This is a genomic window from Rothia nasisuis (assembly GCF_928381405.1).
GTDB classification, from domain to species: domain Bacteria; phylum Actinomycetota; class Actinomycetes; order Actinomycetales; family Micrococcaceae; genus Rothia; species Rothia nasisuis.
In genome coordinates this window covers 273,517-294,016 of record NZ_CAKMSB010000001.1, presented here as the reverse complement: position 1 = coordinate 294,016, position 20,500 = coordinate 273,517, and the positions used below count along the sequence as shown (strand labels likewise).

Sequence of the window (20,500 nt, the reverse complement as noted above, 5' to 3'; positions counted from 1 at the left end):
AAATATACTATAGAACTATCAGAAAACGAAAACAACTTCTTCAAGGAGAAACCCCATGAACATCTCAGTCATCGGCGCAGCAGGTATGGTCGGCTCAGACATCGTCGCAGAAGCTAAGAACCGCGGCCACGAAGTCACCGGCTACACCCGCAGCGGCTCAGCAGGCACCTCAGCCCTTGATCTGGCTAACACCCAAGCCCTGGTAGAGGTCATTAACTCCTCTGATGCCACCGTCATTTCCGTAGCTAGCCGTGGTGACTACTCCGCAGCTATTGCCGCCCACCGTGCCCTCATAGCCGCTGCCCCCACCGGCCGCTTCCTGGTTGTTGGCGGTGCCGGTGCCCTGAATGTCGGGGAAGGCCTGCTGCTGGAGAGCCCCGACTTCCCCGCAGAATACCTGCCCGAAGCCAAGACCTTCGCAACCGTCCTTGAGGACTACCGGGCTGCGTCCGGTCTGAACTGGACCATGCTGGCCCCCTCACCCATGATCGCCCCCGGCGCCCGTACCGGTGACTACCGTACCGAGCTGGACGTCCCCGCCGGCATGTTCGTCTCCACCCAGGACTTCGCCGTAGCGGCCCTGGACGAAATTGAAAACCCCGCCCACGCCGGTACCCGTTTCACCGTTGCTTCAGCTGATGAGGCAGCAGCCCAGGGTAAGTAGGACTACCTGTTTATCTTGCACAAAGATAGGGAACAATAGTTCCCGGGTGCTCGATATGGTAGCTGGGGCAGGGCAGCAATCATTCCTGCCGGAGGCAGACAGACCCACTCCAGGTGCATGAAGAAGGACCGTGAAGCAGCACGCTTCACGGTCCTTTGTGTGGGGTTGACTAGGCCGTTTTCCCTTCCCTCCGCTTTTTGAGCAGGGGGATTACGCGGCGTACCAGGTAGACGGTGATGAATACCCCCAGAATGATGAAGGTAAGGGCGACGAAACCCGCCAGAATCGGCAGGAGGAGGGCAAAGATACCGAAGAAGAAGGCGGCAATGTCTTCGCCGATGCTGACAGCGATGTTGGAGACAGGCTCGGGGGAGAGGTTGACGACGGCGCGGGCACTGGTCTTGGTGGCGTGGACGCCGAAGGCGCTCGCTGCACCGACGGCCGCAAGCACGAGGGCGTTGGCGGTGCTTGTTTCTCCGCCGAGGAGGTAGCCGATAGCGCCACCGGCGACGGGGCGGATGATGGTGTGGGCGGTGTCCCAGAAGGAGTCGAAGAGGGCAATTTTGTCGGCGGCAAAATCTACGAGGACGAGGACGCCCGCTATCACGAGCACATCGGTGCGTTGCAGGGCGGCAGGGACGATATCCAGGCCGAAGAAGCGGCCAGAAAGACCCAGGAGTAGGAGCATCAGGTAGGGGCGGATCCCGCTGACAGCGCCGGAACTCAGGGTGAGCATGAGGGTTTCCATGGAACTCAGTCTACCGGGAGAGCCAGAAGACTCAGGCTGACTCTGCATGGCGGCGGCTGCCTCAGCGCTGGCCCTGCCCTTTAAGGTTTATCGAGTTTCATGTAGCCTGTATCAATGCTATGATGAATACAATCGTCCCCCTCCCAAGCCTATCGCAGAAGCTCAAATGGGAGGGGCCTTTTGCATCTGAAAGGTGTGCAATGAAGCCCTACCTTACCCCAGAAGAACAGGCCGATCTCGTGGTGAAACGGGGTCTAGCGGTAGATAATTTAGATGCCTGTCTAGAATTCTTCAGGACCAATAACTATTACAGATTTTCAGGGTATGCCCGGTATTTTCAGGTCGCTCCAGAACGAGGTGATGATACATTTCGCACCGGAGTATCGTTCAGTGCTATTTGTCGGGTTTATGATGATGACGCGAGGCTGCGTGGTTTGCTACTTGCTCGCCTAACCGAGATTGAGCTGCTACTCAGAACAGTACTTGCTAGGGTACTGGCCCGAGACTATGAAGCATACCGCCGTTATCTAGATTCTGATTTTTATGGGTCAACTGGTGACCATGTTCGGTTAGCCTGTACCAGGGATATAGATAGGAGCCGTGATCGGCACATCTTGAAGTATGTGGAACAGGGTGCCGGCCAAGGAGACGGCCTTCAGTCTTTACCGATTTGGTCTGCGGTTGAGGCATTTTCCTTTGGCACCCTATCTAAAGTGATTGAGCTAGGTGATAGTGGAGAACTAGCCCGAAAAGTAGCTCAAGAACTCGGGGTAGCTAAAGCAGGCTTTGCCTATAGAATTAGGGCGCTGGTGTACCTGAGAAATAGATGTGCTCATCATAGTCGCTTGTGGCACCACTCGGTGATTGATGCTGGCCCTACCCCTAACAATGTTCGAGTAAAAGCTAAAAGGCTAGTGGGGCAGTTTGAGCCTCGATCTGTTGCGGATGTCATTGCCTCGTTGGATGATCTCTATGTACGAGCCGGTCTTGGGCAACCTCTCATGCCAGAAGTATTCAAACTCTTTTCTCACTCTAGTCATACGTGGAAGGGGTATACGACCCCGGTTTCTCCGAGAGACCACCGCCCATAGCATCGTGGAGGGTAGGGGTAAAACAAGCAGGTTCTTTGAGTGAAGCTAACCAACTCTACGCTTTTCACATCGGCACACGAGGTTGAGGAGTTGCTCCTTCCTGTGTTCCTTTTCTTGAAGAAACATCTCTGAACGAACCGTCAATGAATGTTCACCTGATGCTGAAAATTCCCTAGTAGCGATTTGCAACGTGCTGACTCAGCGTCCTAATTGCATTGTCGATGTTAACTAAAGCCTTATCTCTAGAATCACCACTCATTCTTTTTGGCCCCGTAACCGGAACAGGAGCTGCGGCAGTAAAACCTGTATCAACGGTTATCACCTCTGCGTACTGAAATTTTCTTCTGAACAAGCCAGGTTTATCCCATGTATATGTAACTTCTACATCTAGAACTTCTGGAGTTCCTCCGACTTTTTCTGCTTTGACTGTCCGCCATATGATTCTGAAACTTGCATGTGGAGCTAAATAGAAAGGGCGATTGAAGACCTTATCCAGAAGCGGCAAAATATACTCATTTTCTCCGCCCTCTAGTTTACCAAGCGGCTTGAGAACAACGTTGTGTGCGGGGGACTGACCGTAGTTAGTAACCACTAAATCAATTGCACCGTTGAGATGGACGCCCAGCCTCGGTTCGAGAGCAATGTAGGGCCTGGTGCGCTCGCGAGAGTCTGACGCTAGCTTCATGAGGTTGAGCACCGCAAAGATAACACCAAGAATTGCTGTTATGACGGTCAGCGGACCGGCTTCAGTTTTCAAAAATGACCAAGGATCAAGAGTAGCTATGAATACCATGCTCCAATTATCCCAGGGTAGATAGGCCCCAGAAAGCCTTTCGCTGTGATGCTGTAGTGTCTACATCGTCTAGCCGAAGCCCAGAATGGGTATCCTTAGAGAAGTCGAAATCTTATCACCATAGGGGAGTGGCATGGCTCGGTTGAACCTTTCCGCAATTGAGGAACGCATGAAGCCGCTAGGACGGCGTGAAGTCTATGACCAGGACTTCATCTTCGACCTGCTGGCAGCTTACGGCCGCCCCAAAAGCACCATTAGCCGCCTCAGAAGCGGGCATCTGAATGTTGCTCAGGATCCTGACCGCGAGGTTGCCCTGAAGAACTACGTCTACTTCAGCGAAGCCTGGCCCGGGCAAGACACCCTAGAACTTTTAGAAAAGCTCCGGCTCGCAGCCCACGTCACCCGCTATTCCCCGCGGTTTATTATCGTGACTGACTACCAGGAACTGTTGGCCGCTGACACCAAAACCGGTGAAACTCTCGCAACCCCTATTGCCCAGATCGACCAGAAGTTCACCTTTTTCCTTCCCTGGGCCGGGATGGAAAAAGCCCAGTACACCTCAGAAGCCCACGCCGATGTCAAGGCAGCTGAAAAGATGGGCAAGCTTTTTGATGAACTGCTTTCAGCCAACCCGCATGTAACTGAGTCGGAGAGCGCCCGCCACCTGCTTAACGTGTTTTTTACCCGCCTGCTCTTCTGCTTCTTCGCAGAGGACACCGGAATTTTTGACGATAACCAGTTCACGAATGCGGTAAGCAGGTTCACCCAGGCGGATGGTAGTGACACCCAGGAATTCTTGACAGGTCTCTTTGATGCCCTTGATACCTCTGATCCCCACGAGAAGACCGGGGTTTTTGCGGACTTCCCCTACGTGAACGGCCGGCTGTTCAGTAGGGGCGGTGAGAACGAGGGGCTCGTGGTGCCTGCCTTTACCCAGAAGGCAAGGGAGTCCCTCATTGAGCTGGGCACCCTCAAATGGCAGGAGATCAACCCGGATATTTTCGGTTCCATGTTCCAGGCAGTGGTTGCCCCGGGTCAGCGCTCTGACCTAGGGCAGCACTACACCTCGGTGCCGAACATTCTCAAAACCATCGAACCCCTCTTCCTGGATGAGTTGCGCGAAGAGTTCGACGCAGCCTACAACAGCGTCAAGAAACTACAGAAACTACTGAATCGCATAGCGGCAATCCGAATCTTTGACCCTGCCTGTGGGTCCGGTAATTTCTTGGTCATTGCCTACAAGGAGCTCCGCCGCCTGGAACACGCTATCTTAGAGCGCCTCCAAACGATTGGCGGTAACAAGCAGGGCTTCCTCTACCACGACTCACAGATTTCCATTGAACACTTCTACGGCATTGAGATCGACGACTTTGCGGTAGAAATAGCGGTGCTCTCCCTCTGGATTGCCAAGCACCAGATGAACCGGGAGTTCAAGGAAAAATTCAGCATCGAAATTCCTCTGATTCCCCTCAAAGAGACAGGCCAGATTAAGGCCGGTAACGCCACCCGCCTCGACTGGAAGCAGATCTGCCCCAACGAGGGAACAGATGAAGTATATCTGATCGGTAATCCACCCTATGTGGGATCTTCCATGCAAACCAAGGAGCAAAAGGAAGACTTCCCCTACGTATTTGGGGAGCGACCCTACTCTAAGAAACTGGACTATATTGCCCTCTGGTTCGTTAAGGGAGCGGACCATATCCGCGGCACAAAGGCCCAGCTAGCCTTCGTCTCAACGAACTCAGTAGCCCAAGGCGACCACGTAGCCCTCATGTTCCCTACGATCCTTAGTGGTGGGATTGAGATTGGCTACGCCTATACCTCCTTTAAATGGGAGAACAACGCCAAACGGAATGCGGGTGTCTCCGTAGTGGTGATTAGTCTCAGAAACCTATCTCAAGATAGTAAATACTTGTATTCTGAAAAAGTGAGTCAAATTGTGGATAATATATCTCCCTATTTGACTGATGGTGATGATTTAATAGTGTCGGGTAGAAGTAATCCTTTATGTTCTGAATTTCCTGCTATGAAATTTGGTAACAAATCTGTCGACGGGGGGAATCTAATATTATCAAGCAATGAAAAAGATGAACTAATAGCTGCTGGAAATAGTCTGTCAAAGTTCTTAAAAAAATTTGTTGGCGCGAGCGAGTATATCAACGGTAAAGATCGTTTCTGCCTTTGGATAAATGAATCTGAATATTTAATGTTGAAGGACTCGCCACTTGTCGGCGAACGGTTCAACCGAGTAAAAAAGATGAGGCTGGCAAGCCGCGACAAAGGGGCTCAAAAATTAGCTGAGACTCCTTGGCGTTTCCGGGAACAGAATATTGGGAAGGCTATTATCGTTCCAAGCGTTTCTTCTGAGCGGCGATCTTATATTCCGATTGGCTTTGTGGGTGATGATACCGTTATCTCAAATCTTGCGTATGCGATTTATGACGCTGAACCCTGGCTTTTTGCTCTTCTCACCTCGCGACTACACATGGTTTGGGTAGCTACTGTTGGTGGCAAACTTGAAACTCGGTTACGTTATACCAACACCCTGGTCTACAACACCTTCCCGGTTCCTCCACTCAACGAGAAGACTAAGGAGAAGCTGACCGCTGCTGCCCTGCGCGTCCTTGACGTCCGTGAGTACCACTGCGAGAAGACCCTGGCTGAACTCTACGACCCCGACAAAATGCCAGACGACTTGAAAAGCGCCCACCTGGCTATCGACTACCTCGTCGACTCCCTCTACTCCAAAAAACCCTTCGAAACAGACGAAGAACGCCTGGCAGTACTCTTCGATCTCTACGAAAAAATGACCGCCGAAGAAGCAGAAGGCGAAGCAGCTGCCAAAGCCGCCAAGAAAACCAGCCGCAGGGCCCGCGGACCCAAAACAACCGCGTCCGCACCTGCCACCACACCCACCACCCACGAGAACTAACCATGAGCACTCCAACCGACAAGACCAAGAACATCGTCAACGTCACCTACGCCCAAGCAGGCACCTCCGTCACCACCGACGAACTGGGCATGCGCGAAATGCAACGCCGCGTCTACGCCGAACGAGCCGCCCAATACCTACTGGTCAAAGCACCCCCGGCCTCCGGCAAATCCCGTGCCCTCATGTTCGTCGGCCTCGACAAACTCTTCAACCAAGACCGCACCAAGGTCATCGTCGCCGTTCCCGAACGCTCCATCGGCGCCTCCTTCGCCAGCACCAAGCTCACCGCCCACGGCTTCTTCGCCGACTGGGACGTCAAACCCGAAAACAACCTCTGTACCCCCGGCTCATCCAGTAAAAAAGTAGACCGCTTCACCAATTTCCTCAAAGGCCCAGACACCGTCCTCGTCTGCACCCACGCCACCCTACGCTTCGCCTTCGAAAAACTCGCCCCCGAAGAATTCAACGGCACCGTGCTCGCCATCGACGAATTCCACCACGTCTCAGCAGACCTCGACAACAGCCGCCTCGGCTCCCTACTCAGCGACATCATGGCCCACTCCGACGCCCACATCGTCGCCATGACAGGTTCCTACTTCCGCGGCGACTCCGTACCCGTGCTCACCCCCGAAGATGAAGCCAAATTCACCCCCGTCACCTTCAACTACTACGACCAGCTCAACGGCTACCAACACCTCAAAACCCTAGGAATTGGCCACCACTTCTACCAGGGGCGCTACACCGACGCCATCGACCAGGTACTCGACCTCGACAAGAAAACCATCCTGCACATACCCAGCGTTGGATCAGGCGAATCTACCAAAGACAAATACGAAGAAGTCGGCTTCATCCTCGACACCATCGGCGACCACGTAGAAACCGAAGACGACACCGGAATCATCGTCATGCGCCGCAAAGACACCGGCCAACTGGTGCGCGTAGCCGACCTCGTAGACGACACCGACCCCAAAAAACGCAGCGCTACCCTCACCTACCTCACCACCATCGCCTCCACAAACCGCGACGCAGTAGACATCATCATCGCACTCGGCATGGCCAAAGAAGGCTTCGACTGGCCCTACGCAGAACACGCCCTCACCGTCGGCTACCGAGCCTCCCTCACCGAAGTCATCCAAATCATTGGGCGAGTCACCCGAGACTCAGAAGGCAAAACCCACGCCCAATTCACCAACCTCATCGCCGAACCAGACGCCGCCCAAAGCCAGGTCACAGTCTCCGTCAACAACACCCTCAAAGCCATCACAGCATCCCTGCTCATGGAACAGGTACTAGCCCCCAACTTCAACTTCAAAGCCAAAAAGGGGAACGACGACTACCCCGACCCCGGCACCATCGCCATCAAAGGCTTCAAAGAACCCTCAACAGAACGAGTACGCCAAATCGTCCGCACCGACCTTAACGACCTCAAAGCCAAAATCCTGCAAGATGACTCCTTTGCCCGAGCCGCAACAGGAGCCCTCGATGCAGAAACCACTAACAAGGTCATCATCCCCAAAATTATCCGCACCCAGTACCCCGACCTCAATGATGAAGAAGTAGAAGAAGTCCGTCAGCAGGTTGTTGTGGACTCCGTCGTCAAGAACGGCGAAGTACGCAACGTAGGTGATAAAAAATTTGTGATGATGGCTGATAAGTTCATCAACATTGACGACCTCAACATCAACCTGATTGACACTATTAACCCCTTCCAGAAAGCCTTTGAGGTACTCTCAAAGTCAGTCACCCCCCCAATGTGCTTCGGCTTATTTCAGATACCATAGCCACCAATAAAATCGTGATGACACCGGAAGAAGCCTTGGCTCTCTACCCCAAAATTAAAATGTGGGTACAGGTCAACGGCCGCAAACCCGAACGTCGAACCGAAGACGCCACCGAACGTACCTATGCTGAAGCCCTACTCATCCTGCAAAAAGCTAAGCGAGAACGGGAACAGCGACGGGCAGCTGCTGGGCAGGCACCCGAAACAGAGTCACAGAGCTAGGAAGGCTAATCCATGAGCATTGAGAAAACCTCATTCGATGATTTGTTAGACCAGCTCATTGCTGATGACACCGACGGGCTGCTCGATACCCCCGAGAAACCCAAGCCCATTACCGCTACCGATCGGCTTGAACGTGCCTTTCTTGAGATCGTAGATTTCCGACGGGAGCACGACCGCCTGCCCTCGCCTGAAACCCTTGAGATTTCAGAACGAAAACTAGGGGCACGACTAGTGGGTTTCCTCAATGATGAAGCCAAAGCTGATCTAGTACGGCACCTAGACGAGTTTGACCTTCTGGCTCTACCCGAAGCACCCACCAGCGTCGATGAGCTATTTGAAAGTGACATCGATGTTTTTGACCTGCTTGAAGACGAGAATGATATCTACGACTTCACTGGCATGGAGGAGCTGCAACGAGAACCCGATGAGTTAGATGTAGCTCAGCGTAAAAAAGCCGAAGACTTTGAAAAGTTCAAGCCCTTCTTCGAGCTTAAACACCAGCAACTGGAAACTGGGGAGCTGAAACTTGGTGACTACACTGGAGTCTCAACCATCAAGCAGGGGCGCTTCTTCGTACTCGGCGGAGTCATGCTTTACGTGGCAGAGGTAGGGGAGACCGAACACGTCAAAAATGGTGATCGAATGGTACCCAAGGAGCGGCTGAGAGTTATCTTCGAAAACGGTACTGAATCCTCTATGTACCGCCAATCACTGGCTGTACGGCTAGGGGAGAAAGACGGCCTAGCCCTACAAGAAACAAACCACAGTGACTTCGCAACCGAAGAACTGGGCGATAACTTCATGCCCGACGGCTACATTTATGTGCTGAAATCGATGAGCACTAACCCGGATATTGCGCAGCTTCGTGACCTTTATAAGATCGGGTTTTCGCGCGGGCCTGTGCAGAAGCGAATAGCTCATGCAGAGACACAGCCCACCTACCTGATGGCACCGGTTGAATTGGTTGCAGAATACGCGGTGCAGAATGTGAAGGCTTCAAAGCTGGAGCACCTCCTCCACAGAATCTTTAGTGACGTACGCCTGGACATCGTTTTGAGCGACGAAGCTGGGCAGCCTTTCAAACCCTCAGAGTGGTTCATAGTACCCCTAGAGGTTATTGATCAGGCTGTACTCATGGTCATCAATGGTGACATCGTGGACTTCGAGTACGTACCGGAGCTGCAGAAGCTGAAATATATCGGAGAGAGCTGAAATGAATGTTAGAGTGCCGACCCGTAAAGATATTTTTACGGGTTACTTATATATAATAATCAGTGTTTTTTTGGCTACTTCGGTTTTGGTTGTATCATGCTCAATTCTCATTCCTCATGCTGGCAAAATTCAAGGGGAGGATATTTATAAGATTTTACCAAAGCTCAAGGAGGGAGTCGGCGTTCTTGTAGAATCTTTTCAAATTTTTCCTTCGAGCACGTGGCTTTCTGTGGCTGCACTGGTTGTTGCTCTAATGATTGCACTATCAATTATTCCAGGAAAATTGATGGTGGAAGCTGAATTAGATTACATGGAGAATCTGAGATATCTTTCAGTGACAATATCGTTAATTTCTCTGATTGCTGTCGCTTCTTCTTTGTCGTTGCTTGGGTTTCAAGTGTGGTCCGGTTATTATCATAATGAAGAGAATTTTGTCCAACTGCTTTTTTCGATGATTATTTCATCTTTTGTTTTTATTTTTGGTGCCCTTAATACAGCCCCTTCGAGCGTAAGGGTTCTTCAGGAGATGGAGTCTATCGATAAAAAGATTTCCAGATTGGCCATTCCTCCATGGTGCGAGAAGAATGACTACCAAGGGAAGGTGTTAAAAATAAAATCAAAGGGTGTGTCTGGTGTGTACTCTGGAATTTTTAGAGTGAGGTTTATGTTGGCCAAGTATTATCTCCCTTCTCTTATTCTTCTATTGGTTCTATCGGTAGTTGTTTCAGTCTTTGGGTGGCAAGACGGAAAAATGGTCGTATTATTCGTATTCACTTTTGTATTCCCTCTCGGCTTTATTGTTTTTATATTTGAGCGATGGAATAGAATTCGCTTTGTAGGGAGTGTAGCTTCAGAGAAAAATGTTTTAGAGTTGTCTCTGATGGTGGTGGTAGCAATTCTATTGAGTCTATCTCCGATAATGATCACGAGTGGTGTTATTTATGGTGCATTGGTGGTTGGTGGTGGCGTATCTGGTTGGCTGGTTAGTCTTTTGTTTCTATTCTCTATCATCTATACAATCATATCTCCTTTGATTTGGATTCGTAGGATATTTCGAGAATATAAAGACGGTATTGAGGAGTTGGTGCGTGAGAGGCTACATAGATCATTGTCTAGTCGGAGATCTGATCTGGAGAAAATTTTAGAAAGTGTTAATTAGTAATAAGCTTTATACCTTCCAAGAGATTTGGAAAAGGATGCTTATCCATAAGGGCAGATGAAGCAGGCTCGCAGCGAAGCTGCTGGCTCGGCGGCTGGCGTGAATCGCCTCGTGAGCGAAGCGAACCAGGCGAGAGGGTCGGCAGCGAGCGTGAGCCTGCTTCACCATATGAAAATACAGCCGGGTACTAGATGAAAAAAGAACTAGGGTCCTGCTATGCAAAAGACTGTTAGATGAAGATGGATGACTATATAAACTTGGACCCCATGCCCCTTTCCACCTCCCGCGCCCTCTACGAGGCGGCGTCCGCGCACGCCCTGGCCCTGCCCGAGGCTGAAATCTACCGCTTCAGCCCCCGCAGCGAGGCCGAAGCTGCCCGCGTGAGCGGCAAGTGGTTCATGGTGCTAGCTGAGAAGGACGGCACCCAACTGGTCAACCTCAAAGCCCACCCGGCAGACGTCGCCGCCATCATCGAAACCCACCCGGCGGCGCGTCCGGCCTGGCACATGAACAAAACCCACTGGTACACCCTCACCAACGGCCCAGACCTCCCCGCTGAACTTCTTTGCGAGCTCATTACCGAGTCCTACCTCACCGTCGTCGAGGCCATGCCCAAAGCCAAGCGTCCGCCCAGCTGGCAGACGATGACCGAGAGCATCACCCCGGGGATAAGGTAACCACCTTCCCCTATCTTTTTCACAACCGCACCACTAAGCTAGAAACACAACAACACAGCGCGAAGGAGGACAACATGGGCACAGCAGATTCCCTACAACTAGTAGCAGCAGAACCGTTAGTCACAGGTATCTCCCCGCTCGCAGTAGCAACTTACCTACTTGCCCGTGATGCTTCACGCGATGACTCTGACGTTACTCAGATGAAGCTCCACAAACTTCTTTACTTCGCCCAAGCCAATTACCTCGCGTCGACCGGGCAGCGCCTCTTCGATGCCCATATCGAAGCATTCGAGCACGGCCCTGTTGTCGAGTCCATCCGCCGTCATTACGAACAATTTGGGCGCAGGATTATCGTTGTAGCAGATGCCAGTCAAAGTGGAAACGGTAAACAGGAACTACCTGAAAATATTGCCAACTACCTTGATGCAATCTGGTCACAGTTCGGGGAGCAGTCAGCTAGCCAATTGCGTGCTCTGAGCCATAAAGATAAGCCCTGGTCAGATAATTACCACCCCGGCAGGTTACATAGCATTATCCCAGACTACGAAATGCGCACCTGGTACGCGAACCTGGCCGATCAACGCAGAGTCGAGCTGGATACTGTCTACATGGGCTCCTTCGAGCCCTTTACTGAAGAGGAAGAAAAGAGAATCCTCGCAGCGTGGGCAGAAGGATAAGGCTGCGGAATGTGGCATACGATAGAACCAATCTCTCCATCTAGTCAGGCTGAGAATTTTACAACAGGCCTCGACTCAGTAGACCACTGGTTCCGCAGTAACTCATTGAGCGAACAAGCTGCGAAAAGAGTTATTACCTGGGTGTGCTTAGCTGATGACAATACTGTTATGGGATTCTTCGCGCTTAAAACCGTTGTGCTGACACAACATCCCCAAGCAAGCTCAAAAGCACGGAACTATTTTGATAACAATTCAACCGATATTCTGATAGCACAGATGGGCGTTTTGGAACGCTTGCAGGGCAGAGGGCTAGGTAAGCGACTACTAGGTGAAGCGATTTCGTATGCTGTTGCCGCAGCAGATATCGCTGCAACACGAGCCATCGTGCTCGACGCAGCCACTCCAGAACTTATCGGGTTTTACCAGAAATTTGGTTTTAAACGCCTTTCAGCATCAAGTAACCGTATGTACCTTCCAATGAGCACAGCCCGGAAAATTGTAAGGCTTATTACGCAATAGCTTGAATAGCTGTGTGGTTAGGGTGACCTGCTAAAAAAGTTACACATTGACCACCAGCTGAAATAATCAGGCTCCCAAGCTCCACGTGGCTTGACGGCCGCGTTAAAATCGAAGAGATGAGCACAAGAGACAGCACCCAGAACTCCACTGCCCCCGCAGACTTCACCCTGCGCACTATCGACCTGCGCGGCAGCAACCACTCCTACGCCGAGCTGCGCCGCATCGTCCCGCGTCAGACCACCGAGTTCGTGGGGAATGCGCTCACCACCGTGCACGAGATTCTTGAGAACGTGCAGGACCGCGGGGCTGACTACCTGCGGGAACTCTCCGCAAAGTTCGACGGCGTAGATCAAGGCGCCCTGCGCGTACCCCAAAGCGCTATCAACCGGGCGGTAGCCGACCTGGACCCGGCCGTCCGCCAAGGCCTTGAAATAGCCATCGAACGTACACGGGCCTTCGCAGCTGCCCAGCGCCCCGCTGACCAGGCCATCGAGGTTGCCCCCGGCGCCGTCCTGACCAACCGCTGGACCCCAGTGCGCCGCGCCGGCGTCTACGTGCCCGGCGGCCTGGCTGTCTACCCCTCATCTGTCATTATGAACACCGTGCCTGCCCAGGCAGCCGGTGTTGGCTCTATCGTGCTCTGCACCCCGCCCCAAAAAGAATTCGGCGGCCTGCCCCACCCCACCATTCTGGGTGCAGCTGGCCTGCTCGGGATCACCGAAGTCTGGGCCATTGGTGGCGCCGGTGCCCTCGGTGCTATGGCCTACGGCCTGGACGACGCCGGTGAAGTACTCGAACCCGTCGACACCATCACCGGCCCCGGTAATATCTTTGTTGCCATGGCCAAACGGGCCCTGCAAGGTGTTGTAGGTGTAGATGGCGAAGCCGGAACCACCGAAATCGCCGTCATCGCAGACGACACGGCAACCCCCGACTATGTTGCTGCCGACCTCATCTCCCAGGCAGAACACGACCCCAACGCGGGGTCCGTCCTTATTACCCACAGCCCGGCCCTAGCAGCTGCTGTGCAGGAAGCCATTGACCGCCGGGCGTCCGCCACCAAACACAGCGAGCGCGTTGCCAAGGCCCTGACCGGCCCGCAGTCAGGTGTGGTACTCACTGACAGCCTCGATGCCTCTATCGCCGTGGCCGACGCCTACGCCGCCGAGCACCTCGAAATCCACACCGAGAAGGCAGAAGAGGTTGCCGCTCGCGTGCGTAACGCCGGCGCTATCTTCATCGGCCCCTACTCGCCGGTGCCCCTGGGCGACTACGCGGCAGGGTCCAACCACGTTCTGCCCACCGGCGGCTCAGCGGCCTACGCATCAGGGCTCAACACCACCGTCTTTATGAAGGCGGTTCAGCTCATCAACTACAGCCAAGATGCCCTGGCCAACATTGGGGAGTCTATTGTAGCCGTTGCCCAGGACGAAGACCTGCCAGCCCACGGCGAAGCAATTACTGCCCGCACCGGTCAGCCCAAATAAGGTACCCACCGGAGGAACCACATGAACTGCCCCTTCTGTCGTAATTCCACCTCAAAGGTCGTCGACTCGCGAACGACCGACGACAATTCAGCAATTCGCCGCCGCCGCCAGTGCAGCAACTGCGGCAAGCGCTTCACCACGGTTGAGACCACCGCCGTATCAGTCATCAAGCGCAGCGGGGTAACGGAACCTTTTGATCGGTCCAAGATTGTCGCTGGCGTTCGCAAAGCCTGCCAGGGCCGCCCGGTCAGCGAGGACGACCTGGCCAAACTAGCCCAGGAGGTTGAAGAGGCAATCCGGGCTAAGGGTATCGCTGAAATTGATGCTCACGAGGTGGGGCTCTCCATTCTTGAGCCCCTCTCAAAACTCGATACCGTGGCCTACCTGCGTTTTGCTAGCGTCTACCAGGCTTTTGAGTCTCTCGATGACTTTGAGCAGGCTATTGCAGTTCTGCGTGAATCGGGCGCAGGCAGAGACGAGCGGGGTACGCTTCTCTGAGATGGAGAGTGGGCATAACGGTGCCTGATGCCCAGTAAAAATAGGTAAACCACATACCGGGTATATGATTTGTGCCATCAAACTGTCTCACAACGAGAGACGTACAGTGAAAAATCGGCGACTCACCGGCAAACCCGCTACTTACTGAAATTTGAACAGTAGCATTAGGGTATGGCAGAACACAATCGCCCAGAACCATCAGTAGCTAGCTTCCGCTCCTCTCTCTTACAGCACCTGCAATACACCGCAGGTAAGGATCCGAAGCATTCCACCACTTTCGACTGGCGTATCGCCCTTTCCCATGCCCTGCGCGACATGGCGGTTGAGCCCTGGTTCAACTCCACCCGCCGCACCTGGGACGAAGATCGCAAGCGCGTCTACTACCTCTCTATGGAGTTTCTCATTGGTCGCCTCATGGAGGATTTGGCCATCAACCTTGGCGTACGCGATATCGCGCGCGAGGCCCTGGCAGACCTTGGCGTTGATTTTGACACAATAGCGCAGTCTGAGCCCGATGCGGCACTAGGTAACGGTGGCCTGGGGCGCCTGGCAGCCTGCTATCTTGAATCAATGGCAACCGTGGGCTGCCCTGCCTACGGTTATGGCCTGCGCTACGAACACGGCCTCTTCGAGCAGTCCTTTGAAAACGGCCGTCAGCAGGAGAACCCAGAGAACTGGTTAGCTCACGGCAACCCCTGGGACTTTGACCGCCCCGAATCTGTCTATGGCGTTGGCTTTGGCGGCGGCATCCACGAAGAGAACGGTGTATACCGCTGGACCCCGGGTACCCACGTGCAGGCTCAAGCTTTCGATACTCCCGTAGTGGGCTATGGTGGAGCTTGGGCCAACACCCTGCGCCTCTGGGCTGCGACCCCCAACGCTGACCTCTTTGACCTGGGCCGCTTTAACGCGGGCGACTTCGCTGCCGCAGCAGAACCAGAAGCGCTCGCCCGCAGTCTCAGCCGTGTGCTCTACCCCAACGACACCACGGACGGCGGCAAGCAGCTACGCCTGTCGCAGGAGTACTTTCTCACCTCCGCGTCTGTCCAAGACATCGTGCGCCGTCACCTGGTCTCCCACTCCTCACTCGAGAACCTGGACCAGCACGTCGCCATTCAGATGAACGACACCCACCCGGCTATCGCTGGCCCTGAACTTATCCGTATTCTGGTGGACGAGCACGGCTTTGATTTTGACCGCGCCGCTGACCTTTCAACCCGGGTGCTGGGCTACACCAACCACACCCTGCTACCTGAGGCCCTGGAGCGCTGGACCGTCGGCCTGATGCGCAATGTGCTACCCCGCCACCTACAAATCATTGAACGTCTGGATCAGCAGTTCGTTGACCTACAGGCAGGCTCGGCGCACCCCGCCCGCCTTATTTCGGGCGACCAGGTCAACATGGGTGACCTGGCTTTCACCACCAGCCACCGCGTCAACGGCGTCTCAGCGCTGCACACCGAGCTGGTTAAAACCGAGCTCTTCCCCGTACACGACGCCCTGCACCCTGACCGCATCGTCAACATCACCAACGGTATTACTCCCCGCCGCTGGCTCAAACTGGCCAACCCAGCGCTGGCTGACCTGATTACCGAGACTATTGGTGAAGGCTGGGAGACCGACCTGGAACGCCTGCGCGGGCTCGAAGCCTACGCGGACGACCCCGCCTTCCTGGACGCTTTCGGGCAGACCAAGATGGCTGCCAAGCAGCGCTTTGCCGACTGGATGCGCGACGAACACGGGGTTGAGCTACCCATCGATGCGCTCTTCGACTCCCAGGTCAAGCGTATGCATGAATACAAGCGCCAGCTACTCAATATTCTGTGGACCGTAGCCCACTACCAGCGTATTAAGCGTGACCCCAACGCAGGTTGGGTGCCCCGCGTCAAGATTTTTGCTGGTAAGGCTGCCCCCAGCTATCACACCGCGAAAGACATCATTAAGCTCATCAACGATGTGGCCCAGGTTGTTAACAACGACCCAGATACCAAGCACCTCTTGCGTATTGTCTTCCCGCCCAACTACAACGTTTCTATGGCTGAGCGTCTGATTCCTGCCTCTGACCTCTCCGAGCAGATTTCAACCGCTGGTATGGAGGCTTCGGGAACCGGCAACATGAAGTTTGCCCTCAATGGGGCGTTGACCATTGGCACGCTGGACGGTGCCAACGTCGAGATTCGTGAGCACGTAGGCGCTGAGAACTTCTTCCTCTTCGGCCTCACCACCGAAGAGGTTGCCCAGCGCCGAACCCAGCCCGGCCACTCCCGCGCCGCAATCGAAAACAGCCAGGCCCTCCGCGACATCTTGCAGGCTGTAGCAGAGGGCGCCTTCAGCCCCGATGAACCCTACCGTTTCGGTCAGCTGGTCGACAACATGTGGAACAGTGACTGGTTCCTTGTTGCCTCGGACTTTGACGACTACGACAGAGCCCAGCAGGAGGTCGAGGCTGCCTACCGAGACACCAGGCGCTGGCAGCGTATGGCCGTGCTGAACATTGCCCGCATGGGCTATTTCAGCTCTGACCGTTCGGTGAGGGAGTACATGACCGAAGTATGGGGAATTGATTCAGCCCTGTAGCTGAGCAGACCTTCAAGGAGCCAGGAAAGCCTTATGAGTATCACAGAAATAGAAGCCCAAGCTCTAGCAGCAGGGAAGCACCACGATCCTTTCAAGGCTCTCGGCCCCAGCGAAGACGGCCAGCGCATCGTCGCTCTCATTCCCGGCGCCCAGCGTGTCTGGGCGGTGAACGGCACGGATCAGCGTGAGCTGACCCGCCCGTTCACCGACCTGCCGGTCTTCGAAGGCGACTACCTGCCCTACTACCGTCTGCGGATTGAATGGCCCGGTGGTCAGCAGGTGGAGAGGGAGGACCCCTACCGCTTTTCTCCAGTGCTTGGCAACATCGATGAGTACCTCCTAAACGAGGGGCACCACGAGCAACTCTGGAAGGCCCTCGGCGCCCACCTGATGGAACATGAAAGCGTCCCCGGTGTGCATTTTGCCGTGTGGGCCCCCAACGCCAGCCGGGTGTCAGTGGTAGGTTCCTTCAACGATTGGAACGGAGTCTGCCACCCCATGCGCCAGCGCGGGGCAACCGGTGTCTGGGAACTCTTTATCCCAGGCCTGGGTGAGGGCACGGTGTACAAGTATGAGATTCTCAACTCAGCCGGTGAGGTACTGCCCCTGAAAGCCGATCCGGTCGGATTTGGCGCTGAAATGCCTCCCGCCACTGCATCCGTGGTGCGCGCGATTGACAGGCATGACTGGCAGGACGGCCAGTGGCTGAGTACCCGTGCACAAGCCAGTGCCCCGGATGCCCCCGTGAGCGTTTACGAGGTTCATCTTGGCTCCTGGCGGCGCGAGGGCTGGGGTGACCTTATTGACTACGTGGCAGACCTTGGTTTCACCCACATTGAGGTGATGCCGATTACCGAACACCCCTTTGACGGCTCCTGGGGTTACCAGCCGATTGGTATGTACGCCCTCACGGCGCGCTACGGTCTACCCGAGGACTTTCAGGCTTTCGTCGACGCTGCCCACCAGCGCGGTCTAGGCGTCATTGCCGACTGGGTGCCGGGCCATTTTCCCACGGACGCGCACGGGCTAGGCCGATTTGACGGCACAGCCCTATACGAGCACCAGAACCCGCAGGAGGGCTTTCACCCCGACTGGAACACCCTGATTTACAACTATGGGCGGCCTGAAGTTGCTGGGCACCTGCGTTCCAATGCCCTCTTCTGGTTGCAGGAATACCACCTGGACGGGCTTCGCGTTGATGCCGTAGCCTCAATGATTTACCGTAACTACTCCCGTAAGGAAGGGGAGTGGGTGCCCAATAAGGACGGTGGAGTCGAAAACTACGAAGCCCTCGACTTTTTGCAAAGCACCAATGAGGCGGTAGACCGCACCGTTGGTGGGGCCATTATGATTGCCGAAGAATCCACCTCCTTTCCCGGGGTGACCCGCGCAACTGGCCACGGCGGCTTGGGCTTTAACTATAAATGGAGCCTGGGCTGGATGAACGACTCACTTGAGTACTTTGGCCTTGACCCGGTCTACCGTAAATACCACTCTGACCTACTTACTTTCGGGTTGACCTACATCTTCAGCGAACGCTTTATGCTACCCATTAGCCACGACGAAGTAGTACACGGCAAGGGCTCCCTCTACGGTCGTATGCCCGGTGACCACGCAGAGAAACTGGGCAACCTCAAGGCCTTCTTGGCCTACATGTGGGCCCACCCCGGTAAGAAACTCCTCTTTATGGGGCAGGAGTTCGGCCAGCCCTCTGAATGGGATTACAAGGACGAACTCGACTGGGGCGTACTCGATGACCCGGGGCACGCTGGCGTCCTTGCACTTGTACGGGATCTCAACGCTCTCTACCGCCAACAACCGGCTCTTCACCGCAGTGACTGCGACCCGAACGGGTTCCAGTGGATGCTGGCAGATGCACGGGATGAACAGGTGTACGCCTGGCTACGCCGTGGCGCGCCGGGTGACCCCCACGTCGTCGTCGTGCTGAACCTTACCCCGGTTGAGCGTGATGCCTTCAGGGTTCCCTTCCCCGTGCCAGGGCGCTGGCGTGAAGCGCTCAACACCGACTCCGCTCACTACCACGGCGGTGACTGCGGGCACGATGGTGCCATTGAAACGGAGCCCTTTCCCATGGGTACCGAGGCACAGTCAGCCCTCCTCAAACTCCCACCACTTTCAGCTATCTATTTTGTAGAGGACAAACCATGAGTCAACTCAGCACCCCACACGGCTCACGAGAGAATAAGCACCGCCTATCGAGCCAGGCCATGGCCTTCGTTTTGGCCGGCGGGCGCGGCTCCCGACTAGAAGAACTCACCGATCGACGAGCCAAACCCGCTGTGCACTTTGGTGGCAAGGCCAGGATTATTGATTTTCCCCTGTCGAATGCCTACAACTCGGGTATTCGCAAGATGGCGGTGGCAACCCAGTACAAGGCCCACTCTCTGATTCGCCACATGCAGCGCGGCTGGAGTTTCTTCCGAGCCGAACGTAATGAGTACCTGGATATTCTGCCTGCCAGCCAGCGTGTCTCTGAACACCAGTGGTACCTGGGAACCGCAGACGCGATTTACCAGAACATAGATATTGTGGATGACTATCAGGTGGAGTACATCGTGGTGCTGGCCGGCGATCACATCTACAAGATGGACTATGAGATTATGCTCCAGCAGCATGTGGACAGCGGGGCGGATGTGACCGTGGGCTGTCTAACAGTTTCTCGTAGTGAGGCTAGTGCCTTTGGCGTGATGGCGGTTGACGAGCAGAGCCGCATTGTGGACTTCCTTGAAAAACCTGCCGACCCGCCCTCCACACCTGACAACCCCGAAGAGTCCCTGGTCTCGATGGGTATTTATGTCTTTGACTGGGCCTTCCTGCGTCAAATGCTGATCGAGGATGCACAGAAACTGGATTCGTCGCATGACTTTGGGCACGACATCATTCCGAACATTGTGAAGAACGGCAAGGCCGTTGCGCACCGCTTCAGCGATTCGTGTGTCATGAGCGGTCTTGAAACCAACCCCTACTGGCGTGACGTAGGCACCATTGATTCTTTCTGGCAGGCCAACCTTGACCTGACAGCCATGATTCCGCCGCTGGATTTCTACGACCGCACCTGGCCTATCTGGACTTATGCTGAAATCAGCCCGCCTTCCAAGTTCATTCACAACGACGAGGGCCGCCGCGGTAATGCTATTCAATCGCTCATCTCGGGGGACTGTATCATTTCGGGCTCATCCGTAGAAAACTCCCTCCTCTTTACGGGGAGCCGCGTGCACTCCTACGCGGAGCTTAAAGAGGCAGTGGTGCTACCGCACGTTGACATTGCTCGATCAGCCCGCCTGACCCGCTGCGTCATCGACAGCGACGTAGATATTCCTGCGGGGCTCATCGTTGGTGAGGACCCCGAGGAAGATGCTAAGTGGTTCAGGGTCTCACCCGGTGGGGTCACCCTGATTACTCAGAAGATGCTCAACCGGCGCGCAGAAGCCTTAGGGAAGTAG

17 protein-coding genes are annotated in these 20,500 nt (G+C 54.7%); 15 read left to right on the top strand and 2 right to left on the bottom strand.

The annotated features are described in order from the left end of the window. The first annotated feature begins 55 nt into the window (after window positions 1–55). The gene (locus L6966_RS01240; protein WP_237232743.1) at window positions 56–664 is read left to right on the top strand and encodes an NAD(P)-dependent oxidoreductase; all 609 of its coding nucleotides are present in this window, start codon (window positions 56–58) and stop codon (window positions 662–664) included. A 169-nt stretch (window positions 665–833) separates the two neighbouring features. Here L6966_RS01240 and L6966_RS01235 read toward each other — a convergent pair whose 3' ends face one another. Further along, window positions 834–1,412: a DUF4126 domain-containing protein gene (locus L6966_RS01235; RefSeq protein WP_237232742.1), complete on the bottom strand. Its 579-nt coding sequence runs from the start codon at window positions 1,410–1,412 to the stop codon at window positions 834–836. 200 nt (window positions 1,413–1,612) lie between these two features. Between L6966_RS01235 and L6966_RS01230 the strand changes: the two genes are divergently transcribed. Beyond that, window positions 1,613–2,503 carry an Abi family protein gene (locus L6966_RS01230; protein ID WP_237232741.1) on the top strand — a complete coding sequence of 297 codons (891 nt, stop codon included), beginning with the start codon at window positions 1,613–1,615 and terminating at the stop codon, window positions 2,501–2,503. A gap of 172 nt (window positions 2,504–2,675) precedes the next feature. Here L6966_RS01230 and L6966_RS01225 read toward each other — a convergent pair whose 3' ends face one another. After that, complete coding sequence (locus tag L6966_RS01225; RefSeq protein WP_237232740.1) at window positions 2,676–3,296, bottom strand: hypothetical protein; 621 nt, start codon at window positions 3,294–3,296, stop codon at window positions 2,676–2,678. A gap of 133 nt (window positions 3,297–3,429) precedes the next feature. Between L6966_RS01225 and L6966_RS01220 the strand changes: the two genes are divergently transcribed. The 13 genes from L6966_RS01220 to glgC all read left to right on the top strand — a co-directional run bounded on the left by L6966_RS01220 (window position 3,430) and on the right by glgC (window position 20,500). Further along, window positions 3,430–6,228, top strand: coding sequence for a DNA methyltransferase (locus tag L6966_RS01220; protein WP_237232739.1), 2,799 nt, complete (start codon window positions 3,430–3,432; stop codon window positions 6,226–6,228). Window positions 6,229–6,230: 2 nt separating this feature from the next. Further along, window positions 6,231–8,009: a DEAD/DEAH box helicase gene (locus L6966_RS01215; RefSeq protein ID WP_237232738.1), complete on the top strand. Its 1,779-nt coding sequence runs from the start codon at window positions 6,231–6,233 to the stop codon at window positions 8,007–8,009. A 17-nt stretch (window positions 8,010–8,026) separates the two neighbouring features. After that, the gene (locus tag L6966_RS01210) at window positions 8,027–8,230 is read left to right on the top strand and encodes a hypothetical protein (protein ID WP_237232737.1); all 204 of its coding nucleotides are present in this window, start codon (window positions 8,027–8,029) and stop codon (window positions 8,228–8,230) included. Window positions 8,231–8,242: 12 nt separating this feature from the next. Continuing rightward, on the top strand, window positions 8,243–9,442 hold the full coding sequence (locus tag L6966_RS01205; protein ID WP_237232736.1) for a GIY-YIG nuclease family protein: 1,200 nt from the start codon (window positions 8,243–8,245) through the stop codon (window positions 9,440–9,442). A gap of 13 nt (window positions 9,443–9,455) precedes the next feature. After that, window positions 9,456–10,601, top strand: coding sequence for a hypothetical protein (locus L6966_RS01200; protein WP_237232735.1), 1,146 nt, complete (start codon window positions 9,456–9,458; stop codon window positions 10,599–10,601). A 266-nt stretch (window positions 10,602–10,867) separates the two neighbouring features. Continuing rightward, a complete protein-coding gene (locus L6966_RS01195; protein WP_237232734.1) occupies window positions 10,868–11,278 on the top strand; it encodes an MmcQ/YjbR family DNA-binding protein in 411 nt (136 codons plus the stop codon). Between the two features lie 74 nt (window positions 11,279–11,352). Continuing rightward, window positions 11,353–11,955: a Panacea domain-containing protein gene (locus tag L6966_RS01190; RefSeq protein ID WP_237232733.1), complete on the top strand. Its 603-nt coding sequence runs from the start codon at window positions 11,353–11,355 to the stop codon at window positions 11,953–11,955. 9 nt (window positions 11,956–11,964) lie between these two features. Further along, window positions 11,965–12,474 carry a GNAT family N-acetyltransferase gene (locus tag L6966_RS01185; protein WP_237232732.1) on the top strand — a complete coding sequence of 170 codons (510 nt, stop codon included), beginning with the start codon at window positions 11,965–11,967 and terminating at the stop codon, window positions 12,472–12,474. Between the two features lie 116 nt (window positions 12,475–12,590). Then, window positions 12,591–13,961 carry a histidinol dehydrogenase gene (gene hisD / locus L6966_RS01180; RefSeq protein WP_237232731.1) on the top strand — a complete coding sequence of 457 codons (1,371 nt, stop codon included), beginning with the start codon at window positions 12,591–12,593 and terminating at the stop codon, window positions 13,959–13,961. A 21-nt stretch (window positions 13,962–13,982) separates the two neighbouring features. Beyond that, the gene (gene nrdR / locus L6966_RS01175; protein WP_237223727.1) at window positions 13,983–14,459 is read left to right on the top strand and encodes a transcriptional regulator NrdR; all 477 of its coding nucleotides are present in this window, start codon (window positions 13,983–13,985) and stop codon (window positions 14,457–14,459) included. Window positions 14,460–14,630: 171 nt separating this feature from the next. After that, a complete protein-coding gene (locus tag L6966_RS01170; protein WP_083091760.1) occupies window positions 14,631–17,036 on the top strand; it encodes a glycogen/starch/alpha-glucan phosphorylase in 2,406 nt (801 codons plus the stop codon). 33 nt (window positions 17,037–17,069) lie between these two features. Then, window positions 17,070–19,205 (top strand): 1,4-alpha-glucan branching protein GlgB, encoded by a 2,136-nt coding sequence (gene glgB / locus L6966_RS01165; RefSeq protein ID WP_237232730.1) that lies wholly within the window; start codon window positions 17,070–17,072, stop codon window positions 19,203–19,205. Next, complete coding sequence (gene glgC, locus L6966_RS01160) at window positions 19,202–20,500, top strand: glucose-1-phosphate adenylyltransferase (RefSeq protein WP_237232729.1); 1,299 nt, start codon at window positions 19,202–19,204, stop codon at window positions 20,498–20,500. The genes glgB and glgC overlap by 4 nt, the downstream gene beginning before the upstream one ends.

What these genes read in the sequence shown, in the direction of transcription:
- L6966_RS01240 (WP_237232743.1), top strand. Translation starts at nt 56, where the DNA reads ATGAACATCTCAGTCATCGGCGCAGCAGGTATGGTCGGCTCAGACATC.
- L6966_RS01225 (WP_237232740.1), bottom strand. Translation starts at nt 3,296, where the DNA reads ATGGTATTCATAGCTACTCTTGATCCTTGGTCATTTTTGAAAACTGAA.
- L6966_RS01190 (WP_237232733.1), top strand. Translation starts at nt 11,353, where the DNA reads ATGGGCACAGCAGATTCCCTACAACTAGTAGCAGCAGAACCGTTAGTC.
- L6966_RS01220 (WP_237232739.1), top strand. Translation starts at nt 3,430, where the DNA reads ATGGCTCGGTTGAACCTTTCCGCAATTGAGGAACGCATGAAGCCGCTA.
- L6966_RS01215 (WP_237232738.1), top strand. Translation starts at nt 6,231, where the DNA reads ATGAGCACTCCAACCGACAAGACCAAGAACATCGTCAACGTCACCTAC.
- L6966_RS01235 (WP_237232742.1), bottom strand. Translation starts at nt 1,412, where the DNA reads ATGGAAACCCTCATGCTCACCCTGAGTTCCGGCGCTGTCAGCGGGATC.
- L6966_RS01210 (WP_237232737.1), top strand. Translation starts at nt 8,027, where the DNA reads ATGACACCGGAAGAAGCCTTGGCTCTCTACCCCAAAATTAAAATGTGG.
- hisD (WP_237232731.1), top strand. Translation starts at nt 12,591, where the DNA reads ATGAGCACAAGAGACAGCACCCAGAACTCCACTGCCCCCGCAGACTTC.
- nrdR (WP_237223727.1), top strand. Translation starts at nt 13,983, where the DNA reads ATGAACTGCCCCTTCTGTCGTAATTCCACCTCAAAGGTCGTCGACTCG.
- L6966_RS01185 (WP_237232732.1), top strand. Translation starts at nt 11,965, where the DNA reads ATGTGGCATACGATAGAACCAATCTCTCCATCTAGTCAGGCTGAGAAT.
- L6966_RS01170 (WP_083091760.1), top strand. Translation starts at nt 14,631, where the DNA reads ATGGCAGAACACAATCGCCCAGAACCATCAGTAGCTAGCTTCCGCTCC.
- glgC (WP_237232729.1), top strand. Translation starts at nt 19,202, where the DNA reads ATGAGTCAACTCAGCACCCCACACGGCTCACGAGAGAATAAGCACCGC.
- L6966_RS01230 (WP_237232741.1), top strand. Translation starts at nt 1,613, where the DNA reads ATGAAGCCCTACCTTACCCCAGAAGAACAGGCCGATCTCGTGGTGAAA.
- L6966_RS01205 (WP_237232736.1), top strand. Translation starts at nt 8,243, where the DNA reads ATGAGCATTGAGAAAACCTCATTCGATGATTTGTTAGACCAGCTCATT.
- glgB (WP_237232730.1), top strand. Translation starts at nt 17,070, where the DNA reads ATGAGTATCACAGAAATAGAAGCCCAAGCTCTAGCAGCAGGGAAGCAC.
- L6966_RS01195 (WP_237232734.1), top strand. Translation starts at nt 10,868, where the DNA reads ATGCCCCTTTCCACCTCCCGCGCCCTCTACGAGGCGGCGTCCGCGCAC.